The organism is Pseudomonas sp. NBRC 111130, from assembly GCF_001320485.1.
In the GTDB taxonomy this organism is placed as follows: Bacteria; Pseudomonadota; Gammaproteobacteria; order Pseudomonadales; family Pseudomonadaceae; genus Aquipseudomonas; species Aquipseudomonas vlassakiae.
In genome coordinates, this window is record NZ_BCBG01000049.1 from 16,842 (window position 1) to 36,161 (window position 19,320).

The 19,320-nt window shown below is 60.5% G+C and carries 11 protein-coding genes and 1 pseudogene; 11 read left to right on the forward strand and 1 reads right to left on the reverse strand.

Annotated features, from left to right (window positions below):
* Positions 1-2: 2 nt before the first annotated feature.
* The 6 genes and pseudogenes from APH33_RS19535 to APH33_RS27770 all read left to right on the forward strand — a co-directional run bounded on the left by APH33_RS19535 (position 3) and on the right by APH33_RS27770 (position 15,600).
* Complete coding sequence (locus APH33_RS19535) at positions 3-13,094, forward strand: hemagglutinin repeat-containing protein (RefSeq protein WP_054886736.1); 13,092 nt, start codon at positions 3-5, stop codon at positions 13,092-13,094.
* Positions 13,091-13,414: a hypothetical protein gene (locus APH33_RS26855; RefSeq protein WP_082433662.1), complete on the forward strand. Its 324-nt coding sequence runs from the start codon at positions 13,091-13,093 to the stop codon at positions 13,412-13,414. Before APH33_RS19535 ends, APH33_RS26855 begins: the two co-directional genes overlap by 4 nt.
* Positions 13,415-13,623: 209 nt before the next feature.
* A complete protein-coding gene (locus tag APH33_RS19540) occupies positions 13,624-13,995 on the forward strand; it encodes a hypothetical protein (protein WP_054886737.1) in 372 nt (123 codons plus the stop codon).
* A 384-nt stretch (positions 13,996-14,379) separates the two neighbouring features.
* Positions 14,380-14,910, forward strand: coding sequence for a DUF2247 family protein (locus APH33_RS19545; RefSeq protein WP_054886738.1), 531 nt, complete (start codon positions 14,380-14,382; stop codon positions 14,908-14,910).
* Positions 14,909-15,161: pseudogene (locus tag APH33_RS19550) on the forward strand (hypothetical protein); the annotation flags it as partial. The gene APH33_RS19545 and the pseudogene APH33_RS19550, both read left to right, overlap by 2 nt.
* A gap of 334 nt (positions 15,162-15,495) precedes the next feature.
* Entirely contained in the window at positions 15,496-15,600 is a 105-nt protein-coding gene (locus APH33_RS27770; RefSeq protein ID WP_256218682.1) for an Imm8 family immunity protein, read from the forward strand.
* A gap of 17 nt (positions 15,601-15,617) precedes the next feature.
* Here APH33_RS27770 and APH33_RS19555 read toward each other — a convergent pair whose 3' ends face one another.
* A complete protein-coding gene (locus APH33_RS19555) occupies positions 15,618-15,812 on the reverse strand; it encodes a hypothetical protein (protein ID WP_054886740.1) in 195 nt (64 codons plus the stop codon).
* A 117-nt stretch (positions 15,813-15,929) separates the two neighbouring features.
* Here APH33_RS19555 and APH33_RS27775 point away from each other — a divergent pair, with 117 nt between their 5' ends.
* The 5 genes from APH33_RS27775 (at position 15,930) to APH33_RS28035 (ending at position 19,146) form a co-directional block, all read left to right on the forward strand.
* On the forward strand, positions 15,930-16,307 hold the full coding sequence (locus APH33_RS27775) for a hypothetical protein (protein WP_256218683.1): 378 nt from the start codon (positions 15,930-15,932) through the stop codon (positions 16,305-16,307).
* Complete coding sequence (locus APH33_RS19565) at positions 16,298-17,764, forward strand: VENN motif pre-toxin domain-containing protein (protein ID WP_054886742.1); 1,467 nt, start codon at positions 16,298-16,300, stop codon at positions 17,762-17,764. The genes APH33_RS27775 and APH33_RS19565 overlap by 10 nt, the downstream gene beginning before the upstream one ends.
* The gene (locus APH33_RS19570) at positions 17,764-18,321 is read left to right on the forward strand and encodes a hypothetical protein (RefSeq protein WP_054886743.1); all 558 of its coding nucleotides are present in this window, start codon (positions 17,764-17,766) and stop codon (positions 18,319-18,321) included. The genes APH33_RS19565 and APH33_RS19570 overlap by 1 nt, the downstream gene beginning before the upstream one ends.
* 315 nt (positions 18,322-18,636) lie before the next feature.
* Complete coding sequence (gene cdiI, locus APH33_RS26865; RefSeq protein WP_082433663.1) at positions 18,637-18,999, forward strand: ribonuclease toxin immunity protein CdiI; 363 nt, start codon at positions 18,637-18,639, stop codon at positions 18,997-18,999.
* A 3-nt stretch (positions 19,000-19,002) separates the two neighbouring features.
* Entirely contained in the window at positions 19,003-19,146 is a 144-nt protein-coding gene (locus tag APH33_RS28035; RefSeq protein WP_371263265.1) for a DUF6883 domain-containing protein, read from the forward strand.
* Positions 19,147-19,320: the final 174 nt, after the last annotated feature.

Consider the following 19,320-nt stretch of genomic DNA (forward strand, 5'->3'; position numbering starts at 1 on the left):
ACATGGACGTACGCCAATTCAACTTCCTGGCTCGACTGCCTTCGTCCCAGCTGAAAACGCGAAACACCTTCTGGGGGCTGTCCAGGCGCGGGTTGGCGTTCATGTTGGCCAACATGATGTTCTGGCACCCGCTGGTGGCCATGGCCGACGGCATCATCGTCAACGGCAGTGGCACCAGCCTGGGCCAGGCCGGCAACGGCGTGCCCATCGTCAACATCGCCGCGCCCAGCGCGTCCGGGCTCTCGCACAACAAGTTCAGCGACTACAACGTCGGCCAGCAGGGCGTGATCCTCAACAACGCCACCGACCGTACCCAGTCGACCCAGCTGGGCGGGATCATCCTCGGCAACAGCAACCTCAATGGCCGTGCGGCCAGCACCATCCTCAACGAAGTCAACGGTGGTAATCCAAGCCAGCTCAAGGGCTACACCGAAGTGGCCGGGCAGTCGGCGCATGTCATCGTCGCCAACCCCTATGGCGTCACGTGCAATGGTTGCGGCTTCATCAATACGCCAAGGGCAACGCTGACCACCGGCAAGCCGGTAGTCGAAAACGGCCAGTTACAGCGCTATCAGGTCGAGCAGGGCAGTGTTGCCATCGAAGGCGCCGGGCTCAATGCCGGTAACGTCGACCAGTTCGAGATCATCACCCGCAGTGCCCGGGTCAATGCCGAGATCCAGGCGCGCCACCTGGCCGTGGTGGCCGGCAGCAATGATGTCGATGCCCGGACCCTGGCCGCTACCGCACGGGCCGACGACCCGGCCCAGGCCCCACAACTGGCGATCGACTCTTCGGCGCTGGGCGGCATGTACGCCGACACCATCAAGCTGGTGGGCACCGAGGCCGGCGTCGGGGTGAAGCTCGACGGCAAGCTGATGGCCAGCGCCGGCGATATCCAGCTCGATGCCAACGGCCAACTGCGCATGGCCGAGGCCAGCGCAGCCAAGGGCTCGGTGGCGATCAGCGCCGGCCAGCTCGATGCCCAGGGCGCGGTGTATGCCGGCAACCAGCTGAATGTGCGCACCCAAGGTGACCTGGACAACCGCCAGACCCTGGCGGCCGGGCAGGGCATCAGCCTCGACAGCGGTGGGCGCCTGAGCAACCACGGCATCATCGAAGCCGGGGTCAACGCCGACAACAGCCGCAACGGCAGCGGCGACGTGCGCCTGCAGGCCGCGCAGGTCGACAACCAGGGCCACAGCGTGGTGGCCAGCCGCGACCTCAGTATCAGCGCGCAGCAGGCCCTGGACAACAAGGGAGGTACCCTCAGTGCCCAGCGTCAACTGAACGCCAGCGCCAGCACCCTCGACAACCGCAACGCCGGGCGCGTGCTCAGTGGCGGCCAGGCCGACCTCTCTGCCTCGAGCCTGCTCAACGGGCAAGGCGGGCTGGTCGATGGCGCGACGCTGGTCAACGCCAAGGTCGGTCAGCTGGACAATGCCGCCGGTACCGTACGTGCCGGCCAGCACCTGGGTCTTACGGCCAGCGGCGCGGTGAACAACCGCAGTGGCCAGCTCACCAGCCAGGGCACCCTGGCCCTCAAGGCCGGCCAGGTGGACAACAGCGACGCCGGGCGTATCGCCAGCAACAAGGCGCTGAGCGCCAATGTCACCGGCCTCGACCAGCAGAGCGGCGGCCGCCTGACCAGCGTCAGTGAGTTGAGCCTGGACTTGAACAAAGGCCACCTGAACAACCAGGGCGGCCTGATCAATGCGCCGCGCCTGACCCTGAGCAACCTCGACAGTGTGGACAACCGCCAGGGCGAGATTTCCAGCGCCCAAGCCTTCGCCCTGGTAGCGCGCAGCCTCGACAACAGCTTCGGCAAGCTGCTCGGCAACCAGAACCTGGCCCTGCACCTGGACCAGGCCCTGGTCAACCGCAGCGGCCTGGTTTCCGCCAACGGCGTCGATGTGCGCGCCGCCAGCCTGGACAACCAGGACGGAACCCTGACCAGCCGCGCCGATCTGGCGCTGCAGGTGGCGGGTGTCAGCAACAACCAGGCCGGTGAGATTTCCAGCATCGGCACCACCACCCTCAAGGGCGGGAATCTGGACAACCGCGGCGGCCAAGTGACGGGTGACGCAGCCTTGCAGGTCGCACTCGGCGGGGCCCTGGACAACCGCCAAGGCCTGCTCGGCTCTGCCGGAGCGATCAATTTGCAGGCCGCCAGCCTCGACAACCGCGAGGCCGGCAAGCTGGTCAGCGACGCGGGCCTGAATGCCCGCGTCGCAGGGTTGTTCGACAACCAGCAGGGCGAGATCAATGCCAAGGGCACCCTCGACCTGCGCGCCGCCACGCTCGACAACCGCGCCGGCAAACTGCGCGCCGGCCAGCAGGCCAACCTGAATGTCGACCAGTTGGACAACCGCCAGCAGGGGCTGCTGAACAGCCTGGCGGCGCTCAGCTACCAGGGTGCGCAGCTGGACAACCGTGGTGGCCTGCTCAGCGCTGCCGGCCCCGTCAGCCTGCTGGGCGACAGCCTGGACAACAGCGGCGGGCGGATTTCCAGCCAGCGCGCCCTGGTGGCCCAACTCGGTCAGGTCATCAACCAGGGTGGCGAACTGGTCGCCCAGGGCGACTTGCTGCTGACCGGCAGCCGCCTGGACAATCGCAGTAAAGGCCTGGTCGGCAGCACCAGCGCCTTGCGCCTGAATGTGGCGCAAATCGACAACCGCGGCGGGGAGATTTCCACCACCCAAGGCGTGACCCTGCAAGGCACCCGCCTGGACAACAGCGACAGCGGCAAGGTCCTGGCCGGCACCGCCCTGCAACTGCAGGTGGCCGAGGTGCTCAACCGCAATCTCGGCCTGCTGTCCGCCACAGGGCCGCTGACCCTGACCGGCCAGCAGTTCGACAACGGCCGGGGGCGCCTGGTCAGTGGCGGCAACCTGGACATCGGCCTGGGCGGTGCGCTGGCCAACCAGCAAGGGCTGATCAGTGCCGAAGGGCGCCTGGGCGCCAGCGTCGGCAGCCTGGAAAACAGCAACGGCCAACTCTCCAGCGCCGCTGACCTGGCGCTGAACAGCGCCGGCGCGCTGCTTAACCGCAAGGGTTCGATTACCACTGACGCGGGGCTTGAGCTTATCAGCCAGAGCCTCGACAACGGCCAGGCCGGCCTGCTCAGCAGCAAGGGCGCGGCCAGCGTCGAGACCGGCACCTTCGACAATGGCGAGGGCGCGCAGTTGGTGAGCGGCGACCGCCTCGAGCTCAAGGCCGGCCAGCTCAACAATGGCCAGGGCAGCCGCATCGCCAGTGAGAACGCTCTGGTCGCCAGCGTCACCGGCCTCGCCCAGGACGGTGGCCAGCTGTTCAGCAAAAGTGCGCTGACCCTCGACCTCAACCACGGCCAGCTGAGCAACCGCCAGGGCCTGATCAACGCGCCGGTGCTGGTGCTGAACAACCTCGCCGATGTGGACAACCAGCAAGGCGAAATCTCCAGCGCCCAGGCCTTCACGGTGGCTGCGCGCAGCCTGGACAACAGCTATGGCCGGTTGATCGGTCAGCAGGGCTTGACCCTGCGCATCGACCAGACACTGAACAACCTCAAAGGCCTGGTCTCGGCCAATAACCTGGACCTGCACAGCGCCAGCCTGGACAACCGCCAGGGCCTGATCAGCAGCCGCGCGGGCCAGGCACTGGTGGTCGACGGCGAGCTGCTCAACCAGGGCGGCACGCTGATCGCCGATGGGCGCCTGGACCTGCAAGCTGGCAGCCTGGCCAACCAGCAGGGGCAGGTTTCCGCAGACAGCGAGCTGCAAGCGCTGGTCACTGCCCTCGATAACCAGGCCGGTGTGCTGGTGGCCTCCGGGCGCCTGAAACTGACCGGTGACACCCTCGACAACCGTCAGGGCGGCCTGGTCGGCGCGACCCAGGGGCTGGACCTGCAAGTCGCGGCGCTGGACAACCGCGGCGGTGAACTGTCGAGCAAGGCGGACGTCACCCTCGGTGGCACCCGCCTGGACAACAGCGACGGCGGCAAGGTACTGGCCGACGGCAGGTTGCAGATGGCCGTCGCCGAAGTGATCAACCGCAGCCAGGGCGTGCTCTCGGGCAAGGCTGGCGTCAGCCTGACAGGCGATAGCCTGGACAACGCCGGCGGCCTGCTGCTCAGCCAGCAAGCTCTGGATGCGACGCTGCAAGGCAAGCTGGACAACCGTCAGGGCCTGATCAGCGCCGAAGGCACTCTGGGCCTGGCGAGTGACCAACTCGACAACCGCGGCGGCAGCGTTTCCAGTGCCGGTGCATTGACCCTCAAGCACACCGGCAACGTCCTCAACCAAGGCGGTGAGCTGGTCACCGATGCCGCGCTGCGACTCGACGCGGCCGAGCTCAGCAACGGCGACCAAGGCACCATCAGCGCCAAAGGGCAGGCCAGCATCACGGCCAGCAGCCTCGACAACAGCCGTAAAGGCCGTATCGACAGCGGCGCGAACCTGGGTCTGAGCACTGGCCAGTTAAGCAACCGCGACGGCGGGCGCATCGCCAGTGACGGCGCCTTGCTGGTCAATGCCACCGGCCTCGACCAGCAAGGTGGCCAGCTGTTCAGCAACAGCGCCCTGACCCTGGACCTGAACCACGGCCAATTCGACAACCGCCAGGGCCTGATCAATGCCCCTCTGCTGGTGCTCAAAAACCTCGACGGGGTGAACAACCAGGGCGGCGAAATCTCTTCGGCCCAAGCCTTCACCCTGGCCGCGCGAAGTCTCGACAATGGCAGCGGCAAGCTGCTCAGCAACCAGTCGCTGACCTTGCGCATCGACCAGGCCCTGAGCAACATCAAAGGCCTGGTCGCCGCTGCGGCCCTCGACACCCGCGCCGCCAGCCTCGACAACAGCGGCGGCACGCTGAGCAGCCGTGGCGACCTCGGCCTGCAACTGGCCGACAGCTTGAACAACGGCCAGCAAGGCCTGATCAACGCCGCCGGGCTGCTGGACATCGCCGCCCGCTCCGTCGACAACCAGGCAGGCTCGCTGCTGGGCAACGCCATCCACGTTGACTTCGGCAGTGCTACCGGCGACCTGAACAACGACCGTGGCCTGATCACCACCGATGGCGCACTGACCCTCGACCATCTGCGCGATCTGAACAACCGCAGTGGTGAAATCTCCACCCGCCAGAATCTCGACCTGGCCGGCCGCAACCTGGACAACAGCGCCGGCAAGCTGATCAGCAGCGGCCAGCTGAACGTCACGGCCGGCCAACTGACCAACCAGGGCGGGCTGGTCTCGGGCTGGCAGGGCCTGGGCGTGAAGCTGGGCAGCCTCGACAACCGCAACCAGGGCACGCTGTCCAGCCGCAACGGCGCGCTCGACGCCCAGCTCAGCGGTGACCTGCAGAACAGCGCCGGTGGCGCGTTGGTCAGCCAGCAAGCCCTGAGCGTGACCGCGGCCAACCTCGACAACAGCGGTGCCGGTATCCTCGCCAGCGCTGGCGAGCAGCACCTGACCATCAACGGCCTGCTGAACAACGCCCAGGGTGGCCTGATCGACAGCGGCGCAGCACTGGCCCTCAACGCCATGGCCCTGGGCAATGCTGCCGGCAGCATCAGCGCCCGGCAGGCGCTCGAAGTAAATGCCGACAGCCTGGACAACAGCGCCGGCAGCCTGATCGGCAACGCCGCCGTCACCCTCAAGCTGCTCGGCGCCCTGACCAACCGCAACGGCAAGCTCGCCAGCGCCGGCCCGCTGCGCATCGACCATGCCAGCCAGGTGAACAACCAGGGTGGCCAGATCGCCAGCCAGGGCCTGCTGAGCCTGTTCGCCAGCAGCCTGGACAACCGCAACCGCGGCACCGTGGCGGCCAGCCAGCAACTGACCCTGGCGGTTGCCGGCCAGCTGCTCAACAGTGCCGACGGCCTGATCTACAGCCAGAACGCTGGCGCCGACGTGCGTGCCGCCAGCTTCGGCAACGCCAAGGGCACCTTGCAGAGCCACGGCGCCTTGCAGTTGGTGACTGGCGATATCGACAACCAGAGCGGCCGCATCCTGGCCGACACGGGCGACCTCGAGGTCACGGCCGGCAACCTGGACAACCGCGGTGGCGTGCTTTCCAGCCTGCACGGCAAGTTGACCGCCGACCTGCGCGGCGTGCTGCAGAACGGCTACGATCTCAACAACAACCGCCAGGGTGGCATCACCCAGGCCCAGGCCCTCGACCTCACGGCGTTGGGCGGCATCGACAACTACGGCGGGCGGATCTCGGCACAGGCCGGCGACGCGCTGGTCACCACCGCCGACTTCGATAACCGCAACGGCGGCCTCTACGCCCAGGGCCTGGTCAAGGTCAGCGGCGGCAACTTCGACAACAGCGGCGACAACGACGGCCAGATCGCTGGCCAGCGCATCGACCTCGACCTCGCCGGCGTGCTGAACAACCGCCTGGGCATCATCGAAAGTGACAGCACCTTGGCGATCAAGGCCGCCAGCCTCGACAACCAGACCGGCCAGCTGCGTGCCCTCGGTAGCAGCGGCGCCACGCTCCTGCAGATCGGCGGGCTGTTCGACAACCGCAACGGCACCCTGGAAACCGCCAACAGCGACCTCGGCTTCGCGGTCGGCAGCTTCCTCAACGCCGGCGGCAGCCTGCTGCACGTCGGCAGCGGCAACTTCGACATCAGCACCGCCAACGTCACCGGCGCCGGCGGCAGCATCGTCACCCGCGGCGGCCTGACCCTCAACGCTGCCAGCTGGAGCAACAGCAACGTCATCCAGGCCGGGCGCCTGACCGTAAACGTCGGCAACTTCAGCCAGACCGCCAGCGGTCAGTTGCTGGCCAGCCAGGCGCTGGTCGGCAGTGGCAGCAACTGGAGCAACGACGGCCTGATCGCCAGTGACGGCAGCCTCAGCCTCAACCTGGGCGGTACCTACAACAGCAACGGCCGCCTGAGCAGCCGTGGCACCCTCGGCCTGGGGGCCGGGCAGCTGAACCTGGGCAGCGCCGGCAGCATCGCCGGCGGCGGCGCCACCAGCGTGTCGGTGGCGGGCCAGCTGAACAACGCCGGGCGCCTGACCTCGGCGGCCGGGCTCACCCTTGGCGCCGGCAGCATCGGCAACCAGGGCACCCTGGCCGCAGGTGAAGCACTGACCTTGACCACGGGTGCGTTGGTCAACAGCGCAAACGGCCTTATCTTCAGCGGCCAGGACATGAGCCTGCGGGTCGACAGCCTGACCAACAGCTACGCCGACATCTACAGCCTGGGCAACCTGACCGTCGACCGTGATGGCCAAGGCAACCTGGCCGGCAGCATCGTCAACAGCTCCGGCTCTCTGCAAAGCGACGGCTCGATGAGCCTGGCCGCCAGCACCATCCAGAACGTGCGCGCGCTGCTGCAGACCGACAACAAGGGCGTCTACACCGCCCGGGTCGGCGAGGTGGCCTGCATCGAGGGCTACAACGCCGGCGACTGCAGCGGCAAGCGCAACCACGTCTGGGAAATCGTCCAGCGCGACAAGTTCGAAGTCACCGCAGCCAGCGCCGCGTCCAGCATCACCACAGGCGGTAACCTGACCCTGCGCGGTGGTGACCTGCTCAACAGCAGCTCCACCATCGGGGTGGGCGGCAACCTGCTGGCCACGGTCAACAACCTGACCAACAGCGGCGTGGAAACCGGCGAGACCGAAACCACCCGTATCGTCCGCTCCGAGCGCGTCAGCAACGCCGGCGCCTGGTACCAGCTCGCCAGCGCCATCACCAGCAAGTACTGGTACGAGAGCGCCGGTTACAACCCTGACGACATTGGCGGGCTGCAAGCCGACCTTGCCCGCTTCATCGGCATGAGCGAAGCCGAACTGACCAGCCTCGGCAGCACGCGCAAGCTGGCCGGCGGCGACCAAAGCTATGCCGCCGTCATCCAGGCCCAGGGTGCCGTCAACATCAACGCCGGCAATGGCATCAGCAACAGCGTGGTGCGCCCGGGCTTCGACTACATCGGCAGCGGTGCGCGCACCGACACCAAAGCACCTGGCACCGCGTTCTCCACCCGCATCACACTCAACCAGCAACTGCCACCGGACCTTGCCCAGCAGCAGGTCAACCCGCTGGCGCTACCGGGCTTCAGCCTGCCCACCGGGCAGAACGGCCTGTTCCGCCTCAGCAGCGAGGCGGGCAGCGCGCCGGCCAGCGGCCCGCAGAGCTGGAGCATGGGCGGCGCGAGCCTGGGCCTGGCCCAGCGTCAGCAGCCATTGCCGCTGGCGCAGGGGCGTACCGTTGATGTCGGTGCAGCCGGCCAGGTTGCGGGCAGCAGCACCGCGCTGAGCACGGCCGACCGTACCCAGGCCAACATCGCCGGCAACGCCAGCAGCGTCGACACCAGCCTGCCCGGCAACACTGGCGGCCCGGTGCTGCCAGGCCGCACGGCGGTGGACGTCAGCATCAGCCAGGCACCGGCAGTCAATGCCCAGGGCCCGATCAGCATCGAGCGCGTGCAAGGCCTGCCCGACAGCAGCGTACGCAGCAACCCGCAGAAGTACCTGATCGAAACCAACCCGGTGCTCACCGACCTCAAGCAGTTCATGAGTTCGGACTACCTGCTGGCCAACCTCGGCTACAACCCGGACGAAAGCGCCAAGCGCCTGGGCGATGGCTTCTACGAACAGAAGCTGATCCAGCAGGCCGTTGTCGCCCGCACCGGGCAGCGCTTCATCGATGGCCAGAACAGCGACGAGCAGCTGTTCAAGTACCTGATGGACAACGCCATCCAGAGCAAGCAGCAGCTGAACCTGGCCGTGGGCGTGAGCCTGACTTCCGAACAGGTGGCGGCGCTGACCCACGACATCGTCTGGCTGGAAACCGCCGAGGTGAACGGCGAGCAGGTGCTGGTGCCGGTGCTCTACCTGGCCCATGGCAACAACCGCCTGGCTCCCGATGGCGCGCTGATCGCCGGCAATGACGTCGACCTGATCGCCGGCCAGAACCTCGACAACGTCGGCACCCTGCGCGCCAGCAACAACCTGTCGGCCAAGGCTGGCAACGACCTGGTCAACAGCGGCCTGGTGGAAGCCGGCAACCGCCTCGACCTGCTGGCCGGCAACAACCTGGTGAACAAGGCCGGCGGCATCATCGCCGGGCGTGACGTCAACCTGTCCGCCGTGCAGGACGTGATCAACGAACGCACCCTGACCTCGCACCAGAGCAGCAACGGCAGCTACGCCCAGCAGCGCGACTTCGTCGACACCGCCGCCCGGGTGGAGGCCGCGAACAACCTGGCGATCAACGCCGGGCGTGACCTGGCCAACAACGGCGGTGTGCTCAGCAGCGGCGCCGACACCAGCCTGAAGGCCGGCCGCGACGTGCTGCTGAGTTCGGTCGAGCAGGTGGTGGTCAACGACCGCGGCGTGCGCCATACCGACAGCAGCGTGACCCAGAACGGCTCGAGCGTGCAGGCCGGGCGCGACCTGACCGTCAGCGCCGGGCGCGACATCAGCGCGGTAGCCAGTGCGATCGAGGCCAAGCGGGATGTGGCCATGGCGGCGACCGGGGATCTGCAGCTGCTGGCGGCTGCGGATGAGCAGCACTCGGCGAGCAAGACGCGGAAGGTCACCAGCCAGGAGGATCATGTCCAGCAGGTGGGCAGCAGCGTGGTCGCGGGTGGCAATCTGGCCTTGAAGGCGGGCGATGATCTTGCCCTGAGCGCCAGCCGCGTGACGGCAGGCGACGAGGCTTATCTCTACGCCGGTGGCGACGTGAACCTCGTCGCCGCAGAAAACAGCGACTACAGCTACTACCGTAAGACCAAGACCAGCCAGTCCGGACTGTCCAGCAGCCAGAAAACGCGCATCGACAGTTCGAGTGCCATTACCCAGGAAGGATCGTCGGTCAGTGGTGACACGGTGGTCGTGCGCGCCGGGCAGGACATTGGCGTGTCGGGCAGCAACATCGTGTCCACCAACGACACCAGCCTGCTGGCAGGTCGCAACGTGCAGATCGAAAGTGCGACCGAAACCTACGAGCAAAGCCATGCGAGCTCGAAGAAGAAGTCGGGCCTGCTCAGCAGCGGTGGCATCGGCTTCACGCTGGGTTCGACCAGCCTGGAGAACACCTCGTCCAGCACCAGTGAAAACGCCAAGGCCAGCACCATTGGCAGTGTGCTGGGCAATGTCTCCATCGAGGCGGGCAAGGACCTGGGCATCAAGGGCTCGGAGGTGATCGCCGGCAAGGACATCACCCTGGTCGGGCAGAACGTTGAGATCGTTGCAGCCGAAAACCACAACACCAGCGAGCAGACTTCCAAGAGCAAGAGCAGCGGCCTGACCCTGGCGCTGTCGGGGACGGTCGGCAGTGCGGTCGACACCGCTTACCAGACCACCAAGCAAGCGGTCCAGGAAGACGACAGCCGGCTTTCCGCCCTGCAGGGCATCAAGGCTGGCCTGACCGGTGTGCAGGCCTGGCAGGCAGCCCAGCAGAACGGCGGCATGACCGCTGACAATGCCGGGCAGTTCGTCGGCATCGCAGTTTCGCTGGGTGGGCAGAAGTCGAGTTCTCGCCAGACTCAGGAGCAGACCGTCAGCCAGGGCAGCAGCCTGACCAGCGGCAACGACCTGACCATTGTTGCCACCGGCAGCGGCGGGGATATCCGCGTTCAAGGCAGCCAACTCAAGGCTGGCAACGACCTTTTGTTGTCTGCCGAGCGTGACATCCACCTTGAGGCTGCGGCCAATACGCAAAAGCTCGACGGCAAGAACAGCAGCAGTGGCGGGGCAATTGGCGCCAGTATCGGTTTGGGTCCAAAAGGCGGTGGCCTCAGCATTTTCGCCAATGCCAACAAGGGCACCGGCAACGAGAAGGGTAACGGTACGACCTGGACCGAAACCACGCTGGACGCTGGTAACGAGGCGACCCTGCTCAGCGGGCGCGATACCGCGCTCAAAGGCGCGCAAGTCAACGCAGCGAAGATCACCGCCGACGTAGGGCGTGACCTGACGCTGCAAAGCCTGCAGGACACAGACAACTACAAGTCCAAGCAGACCAATGTCAGCGGCGGCTTGAGCGTCACCATCATCGGTGCGGGTGGGGCAAGCGGCAGCCTCAGCGTCAGCCAGAACAAGCTCGACTCCAACTACCAAAGCGTGCAGGAGCAGACTGGGCTGTTTGCCGGCAAGGGCGGTTATCAGATCGATGTGGGCAAGCACACGCAGCTCGATGGCAGCGTGATCGCCAGCACCGCCGGGGCCGACAAGAACCACCTGAGCACCGGCACTCTTGGCTGGAGCGATATCGAGAACAAGGCGCAGTTCAAGAGCCAGATGGCCAGTGCCAGCGTCAGTGGCGGCAACAATGGCTCGTCGGGTTTCACCAGCAACATGCCAAGCGGCACGCTGATCGCCTACAACCACAGCGGCAGTGCCAGCGGCACCACGTCCTCGGCTATTTCCGAAGGTACCCTGGAAATCCGCGATCCGGGCCAGCAGAAGCAGGATGTCGCCAGCCTCAGCCACGACGTCGAGCATGCCAACGACAGCATCAGCCCGATCTTCGACAAAGAGAAAGAGCAACGGCGCCTGCAGCAGGTGCAGCTGATTGGCGAAATCGGCACCCAGGTTTCGGACATCGTCCGCACCGAGGGCCAGCTTAAGGCCGACAAGGAGGCGCGTGAGGAACTCGAGGCGCGGGGGGTCAACGCGCCGGGTGAGGGGGCTAGCGAGAAGGACCGCAAGGCCTATCAAGACAAGCTGGTCGCTACCGATGCTTACCAGCGGATCATGGGCAAGTACGGCACCAGTGGTGATTACCAGAAGGTGACGCAAGCCGTTACGGCCGCCTTGCAGGGGCTGGCCGGTGGCAACATCGGTGGTGCGCTTGCCGGAGCCTCGGCCCCGTATTTGGCCGGCGTTATCAAGAAAGTAGCGGGTGATAACGAAAACGTCCGGGTCATGGCCCATGCCGTATTGGGTGCCGTGGTGGCTCAGGCCCAGGGCAACTCGGCGGTTGCGGGTGCGGCCGGCGCAGCGACTGGTGAGTTGATAGCTGCTCGGATTTACCCTGAAAAGCCTCGGGACCAATTGAGTGAGGAAGAGAAACAGACCATTTCTGCGTTGGCGACGCTTGCTTCAGCGCTGGCAGGCGCTGCAACGGGCGGCGGCTTGGGAGATGCCGTTGCAGCGGGGCAGGCGGGGAGGAACTCTGCGGAAAACAACGCGCTGAGTGATGTTGCCGAGGCCTTGGCGGCAGGCAAGACGCCAGAGGTCGTCGCCGAGGAACGGGTCAAGGCAGAAAACGAACGCTACAAACAGCAGAATTGCGCGGGGTTAAGCTCTGAAGCCTGCTCGGTCAAGATGTACGACGAGCGCCGTGAAAACCTGCAGAAAATCGTGGCGACGGGTGCTGATTATATCCCGGTGATCGGTGATATAAAGAGCTTTGCGGAGGCCGAAAGCGCGCTGGATTATCTCGCCGCAGCAATCGGGGTGTTCCCAGGCATCGGAGACGCGGCAGGTAAGGTGCTGAAAGCGGCTGAAACAGCGCTGAAGAAAGGGGACCTTGCTGAAGCGTCGCGGTTGATCAATGAAAGCAGTCAGTACATCGCGTCTGGTGTAAAAACGACGGCGGAAGCTCCCAAGCCGACTGGCATCGTCAAGGTTACAGAGGAGATGAAGGCCGATCCGTATCATCCGGATTGGCAGCGTTACGAGGGTAATGAGCCGAGAGCGGTTGGGGCGGATGTTGTTGGCGGTGGTGCAAAAGGGGCTGCAATTCCAAAAGGTTTTTCAAGTGCAGATGATTTCGCGCGCTTTGCCATGGATACGCGAGATGGCTTGGCACGCGCTGGATATGAAAATGTAGAGCCAATTCTTCAAGGAAGTGCCGTAACAGGTAAAAGTTTTAAAACTGGGGAGGCATTTGACATTGGCAGGGTGAGTGACTTTGATGTTGCTCTGGCAAGTCCAGAACTTTTGCAACGCGCTCAATCCTTAGGGATAGGTTTGCGGAGTGGCGGAACACGCACAGGGCCGTTGAGTGCAAGAGACTTGCAAGCCCTTGGTTTGAAAGATTTTTCGAGTAAGATGAGCGCCCAAGCAGGACGCGAAGTTAATTTTATGATCTATGACTCTGCGGCAACAGCCGTAAGTCGTGCTCCGAGTGCGGTGTTACCGAAATGACTACTGTGTATGATCTCTATGGTGCGGAAAAATCATGTCTTTTGTCGGCGAGAAGTGATGTGGAAAAGGCACTGGGAGAGACTTTTGAGGAAAGAGATAGCTCTTATCAAGGTGGTGTTTATTATATGTGGGGCAAGAGTGATTCAGAGAATTTTGTTTTAAAATTGAATGCTGATCCTTTTGACGGCGATCCAGTGGAGCAGAACTACGCGAGCTATAAAATCTTGCTTTATGTAAATGCTACAAATCGTTCGACTGAGATAGAAGAATTGATTAGCCAAGGTGGTGGGTTTAAATTGCTAAGGCATGAAATTTTTTAAAGAGCACCAAGGTAGTCGGTGCAAAAGCTAGCGTGGATACGCCCAGCTACAGGCGACATGTTGTATCCTGCTGAGCATGGGAAAAAGTCATCGAGGTCAGTAATAGACAAAGAGATCTAGTTCTAATTCTGAGAATCAACCACCCGGCAAATACCCTTACGGTCAGCGGGATATTGATTTTGCCAAACAGCTAATAAGGGATATCGACAATGCTCTTGGTCGATGAGTGCTTCAGAAAATTTGTTCTGTGGTTGGTTTCTTTACCCTTCTTTTCCGCTGGTGCTCTGGAGGCTTCGTTAAAAGAGTTGGGCGGGATGGGTGGTGTTGTTGAAGATTCACAATACATATCCGCTTACGAGTTTTTAGGTTGCGCTCTGGTGCAGAAAAATTCATTTGAGCAAATTCTGGTATTCCTTTGGGGTTTTGAGCTGGAGTTGAGTGAGAATCCTGAGTATTTGTACTATTTTGTTGAGTCTATAATCGACCATTCTCTGGTTCGTGGTGATGATATCGAGGCGTTAATAAGTGCGGCGCCTGATGACTACAAAACATTTTTGCGTAGACGTTTTTTGCCGAGGTAGACTGGTTCGTTGGTCCAAAGGGTGCGGGCGCCGCAGGCCAATGCCGCAGTGGATATTTATCATTCGACAATTGGCTGGGAGCAGCGAGAGATGACGGTGAATACTGTTGTCGATGGTGCGAACTATGCCCGCCGCTTAGATATCGCTGATGTAGATATCCAGAAGGGCTCCCAGAGAAGGGTAGGTTGTTCACCATTCGTGGCGGGGACGGGAAGTCGTACAATTTGACTCAGATGGAAGGCGTGGTGGATGGTAAATCGGGGATATTCGAGTGGCTCGTAAACTCGAAGGGCGAGTTGACTCATCAGAGATTTATCCCTGCTGGAAGAATTACGGGCAGTCCCAACCAAGTACCATCTAGGTTGCCAAAATAAGAGGCTAGATATGCATATAATCTTAGATGGTGAGTTCTGCTACTCAGAGGCGCCTTGGTTAAGTTGGGGGGATATTAATTACGGCTTGGGGCGTGGCTATCTAACTCCAAGTGGTGTTGTCCAATATACTCTTATAGGGCTTTCTCCTGAGTCTTCAGCGGGTCAGTATGACCTGGCCTCTCTGGATGGCGATCAGGATAGTGATGTTCGGGAGTGCGTGGCTCAGCTTGCTGCTCAGGATGTGCGAAATGATAAGGGCTCAGAGAAGGCTTGGCTGTTTCTGATTCTTTTATGGATCTTTGTAAATAGAGATAAATATCAAGATTCATTGGCGGTTGTTGAAGAGTTATATGCGGATTTTGATTATCCAGAGTCCATGGAGCCTATTGTCAGGTACATGCCTGCAGTAGATTCGTCTCTAGAGGGTGAGGACAAAATTTTTAAAATCTGGTCCACTATGTTGGAATCATCTAGACGAGAGCTTGAGGGGGATCGGTCCAATCAGTTTTTGCACCCGGACGACGGAAACTCCGACGCATAGGCTGGACCTGGTCGTGGGCGTGAGCCTGATCTCGGAGCAGGTGGCGGCGCTGATCCATAACATCGTCTGGCTGAAGAGTTCGGAGGTGAACGGCGAGCAGGTGCAGGTGCCCGTGTTGTACCTGGTCCACAGCAATGACTGCCGGGCGCCCAACGGTGCGCAACGAAGGCGACCTGCGCGCCAGCAGCAACCTGTCGGTTAAGGCCGCTAACGGCTTGGTCAACAGCCGCCTGGTGGAAGCCGGCAGGCGTGCAGGAAAATTTGGAGCATACAGCGTCAACCCTGTAACAGGTCAGTGCGTAAGAGTAAGTAATAGTCCTCTGGATGTGGCTGATGAGGAGGAATGTGCTTGCTGTTATAAAAGGCATTTCTAATGACATTTTTTATGTTGAGACTTACTGCCCTGAGAGCGTAGACAATTTTTCTCTGAATTTTCGTGTTCAGATCGGGCTTGATTACACGCAATGGGCAGATGATTTTGAGCTTTTATTGGCCACCAAAGTGGCTGCAAGAGACAGTATGGGAAGCGCGGTGGGGGAGAGGTATATTAATTGTTCGGAAATATGAATTTCGACTACGAATAGATTGATTCATGATTGTGTGAGTCGCTGCGAGGGAGACAACTGGGTAACTATCGCGATACAGCTAGGAAAAGTATTTTCTTGGGAGTTTGATGGTTACCAAAGCTAGTCAATAGGAGTATTTATTCAACACTGCTCTCGCGCGCCGGTGTTGTTTATCTGCTTGCTGCTAAATCTCCCTTCGCTCTTGGGCAGTTGGTCGATGGCTTCCAGTTGCTGTTGCCATTTTGGAGCCGGGCCACGCTTACGCAAAGTGGTTTCCTGCTGCTGACCAAACAGCTGTTCGAGTGTGGTCGAGAGCAGCCCGGCCAGTTCCGGCAACGCCGCTACCTAAATACGCCGCTTGCCAGCCTTTACAGGCTTGATGGGCTGCCGGGGCAAGTCCAGCCGTCTGGAACATCGCTGTAGGCAAGCACACTCAACTCGATGGCAGCGTGTTTGCCAGTACTGCGGGGGGCCGACAAGAACCACCTGAGCACCGGCACTCTTGGCTGGAGCGATATCGAGAACAAGGCGCAGTTCAAGAGCCAGATGGCCAGTGCCAGCGTCAGTGGCGGCAACAATGGCTCGTCGGGTTTCACCAGCAACATGCCAAGCGGCACGCTGATCGCCTACAACCACAGCGGCAGTGCCAGCGGCATCACGTCCTCGGCTATTTCCGAAGGCACCCTGGAAATCCGCGATCCGGGCCAGCAGAAGCAGGATATCGCCAGCCTCAGCCACGACATCGAGCATGCCAACGGCAGCATCAGTCCGATTTTCGAGAAAGAGAAAGAGCAACGGCGCCTGGGTACGGTTAAGCGGCGATGGACGTAATCCGTACCGAGGGCGACCTGCGCGCCTTTGAGGCGGGCAAACAGGCTACAGCGGAGCGCGGCGCGGACGAGTCGGCCAAAGATTATGGAGAGCGGGTACGCGGCACTCCTGCCTACAAGGACGCTATGCAGTCCTACGGCACCGGCAGTGAACTGCAGCGCGCCGCGCAGGCAGTGACTGCGGCACTTCAAGGGCTGGCGGGTGGCAACCTGGCCGGTGCACTCGCAGGGGCCTCGGCACCTTACCTGGCCCAGCAGATCAAGCAGGTGGCGGGCGACAACGAAACGGCGCGCCTTATGGCCCACGCGGTGCTGGGTGCGTTGGTGGCACAGGCCCAGGGCAACGGTGCCGCCGCAGGTGCTGCGGGCGCGGTGAGTGGCGAGCTGATCGCCAAGCAGATGTATCCGGGCAAAGCCGTAGATGAACTGACTGAAGACGAGAAACAGACGGTATCGGCACTGGCCTCACTGGCGTCCGGCTTTGCCGGGGCTGTCGTCGGTGGCGATGCGAGCAGTGCCGTGGCAGGCGCCGCGGCAGGCAAGAATGCGGTCGAAAACAATCATCTGACCCTGAATGGGCGGATGTACCTGAAGCAGAAGGAGCGTGAATATGCTTCGACCTGCGGCGGGGCTGCGGGAGGGTCGGACGATTGCCAGAAGCGGGCAGATGAGATCAGCAAGCTGCGCAAGCTGGGCGACAGTGTGCTGGAAACCGAGTACACCGTGGTGGGTTCGGAAATGGGGCCGGACCAGTTCAACCATGCCAAACCTGGCGATATCGTGGCGTGCGCGAACTCGGCCAATGGCTTCTGCCAGGTTACCGATGAGGCCATACAGACGTCTGCGGGTAAGGAATGGAAGCTGGTCGCAGCCACTGACGCCGCCGCTGCAGGAGAGGCTCAGCGGAACCAGATGGTGGTTGACCGGGCGACCATCGCTGCAGAGAAATTCGGGCTGGATGCCTATAACTCGGGTTGTGGCAGCTCTGGGGTAATCGGTGTAGCTTGCCAACTCTACACAAGCTTGGGCGGTGCGAACCCTGTCAGCGGGTATGAGCCTACAACTGGCGAGAGAGTGTTGGCCGGTGCTGAGGCTATTCTCAACTCGCTGGGGTTGGTTGGGGCAGTACGTGGCGGTGGGGTAAGTGGTGGCACTGCGCAGATCTCGGAAAGCGCTGCCGCAGAAATGACGACTATTGAGTTTTTGCCGAAAGCAACTCGAAATAGCGCGGCGCAGATTGAGGTAGATATTACACAAGCAAGTGCTATCAGTACTCTTGAAATGAGTGGATATAGAAAAACGTTATCTAAAGATGGATCTGTTACCGTATTGGTGAAGGGAGATAAGACCTATCGATTTTATCCGTCTTCAACGTCTACTGGGCAGCCTTCAGCTTCGTTGACTATCGAAGGAATTAAGAAACCAGTAGTGAAATTAAGATTTGCAGGGGAGTCGTGATGGCTTTGTTGGAATTGAAGTGTCAAGAGTTAACTCGTCAGCTCGAAAGGCTGGGTAGTGTTATTGATTTAAATAAAGACTTGCCCGCTAATTTATTTATAGACGGCGAGTATGTTTTTTGGTTTTTTGAGCGCCCTCTGCTCTCGTACCTAGATATTTTTTTGGGGATTGTTAATGAAAGCATTATAAGTTTTAAGTCTGATGTGCATATTAAGTTTTCTGGTGGGGAGAACTTGGCTGGTTCATGTTTTTCTATTACTGGTGGAGAAGTGCGTGAAGATGTTGCTGCAGTGATGAGAAAGTTTGATGATTTTAATGGCGGAAAGATTGGGTATCCGATTATTTTTTTCAATGACGGCTTTGAGTGGATTGCATTTGAAAGCGCTTATGAAGAATTTGGGGTGATGGCGGTGAAAGCGTCTGCCCTTAAGGGTGAGTATGTTAAATATTTGGATTCTAGTTTGATTTCTGGCAAGGAAATGATTGATTTGGCAGCTGGTTGTTTGCCCGAGAGTGTCGCCGCAAAAGCTCTAGTTATGGCGTATCATGTTAATTAAACGAAGTATTGGCGCTTAATGGTGAATTTTTAAGAATTTAGCATTGTACGTGCATAAGTAGGAGAAAGCTCTTTAGTAGGGACTTAAATGGTGCTTCCAGTCGTTTAGAGGCTGCTAGTCCAGATGCGATCCGAAGTTTTTTCTGATCAAAAAATGCTTGACCTCGGACAGCAGGCAGCGGCTAGTGGCTATAAGGATGCTTCATCTAGAGGGATCACCCAGTACGATGCCGCCGCAGGAATTGTTAACTTTAGGGTGTATCTGGATAAAATAACAGGTGTAGTGACTAACTTTCATCCTAAATAAGGTTTGAATATGAAAGAGTTATTTGGGCAGCCGTATAATGACGTAGATGCTTATTGGGTCGTAAAAGGTTATTTCGATAGGATGTACGATGATGGAAACTTTATTAAGTCTATTAGTTGTATCGTGAAGAGGTGTGGGTACAGTACAGATGGGGCATACTGTAACTTTCCTGATATGGATAGTCCATTTGAAGAAGAGCACTTTGAGGGGGTTGAGCTTGCCTATGGCTACCCACCTACACATGAACAGATAGTGGTAATTAGTGAAGAGGCTTGCGCTAAGTTTATACGGATGGTGTGTGATAAATACCTTCACTATCACCCTGAAGATACTGCGGAAATAAAAAGGCTTTTGGGTAGTCTCTCCTTCTAGCCGGTGAAAAAGGGGGGGGTAAAAGCTGTCGACGACGCACTACCGAATTGTGGGGAGGCGGTGATTGATCCTAACAAGCTGACATCCTATGCATTGAATCCACAGCATCCGGTAGGTGGCGATAAGGCAAGGTCTTTTCAGCACTAGGTTATAAACAGTCCAGCGCTGATCAGCTAATTGGTGAGTTCAGCAAGGCGTGTTGACCAATCCAGCGGACATGGGAAAGTAGACCAGTTTGGGCAACGATTCACTGTGGATATGCCGATCACGGGGCCAAACGGGCATATTATTATGGTCAGAACCGGTTGGGAAAATTCCCTC

Bases quoted from the DNA above. Each gene is read 5' to 3' on its own strand.
- APH33_RS26855 (WP_082433662.1), top strand. From the start codon at position 13,091: ATGACTACTGTGTATGATCTCTATGGTGCGGAAAAATCATGTCTTTTG.
- cdiI (WP_082433663.1), top strand. From the start codon at position 18,637: ATGAAAGAGTTATTTGGGCAGCCGTATAATGACGTAGATGCTTATTGG.
- APH33_RS19565 (WP_054886742.1), top strand. From the start codon at position 16,298: ATGGACGTAATCCGTACCGAGGGCGACCTGCGCGCCTTTGAGGCGGGC.
- APH33_RS19540 (WP_054886737.1), top strand. From the start codon at position 13,624: ATGCTCTTGGTCGATGAGTGCTTCAGAAAATTTGTTCTGTGGTTGGTT.
- APH33_RS19535 (WP_054886736.1), top strand. From the start codon at position 3: ATGGACGTACGCCAATTCAACTTCCTGGCTCGACTGCCTTCGTCCCAG.
- APH33_RS19570 (WP_054886743.1), top strand. From the start codon at position 17,764: ATGGCTTTGTTGGAATTGAAGTGTCAAGAGTTAACTCGTCAGCTCGAA.
- APH33_RS19545 (WP_054886738.1), top strand. From the start codon at position 14,380: ATGCATATAATCTTAGATGGTGAGTTCTGCTACTCAGAGGCGCCTTGG.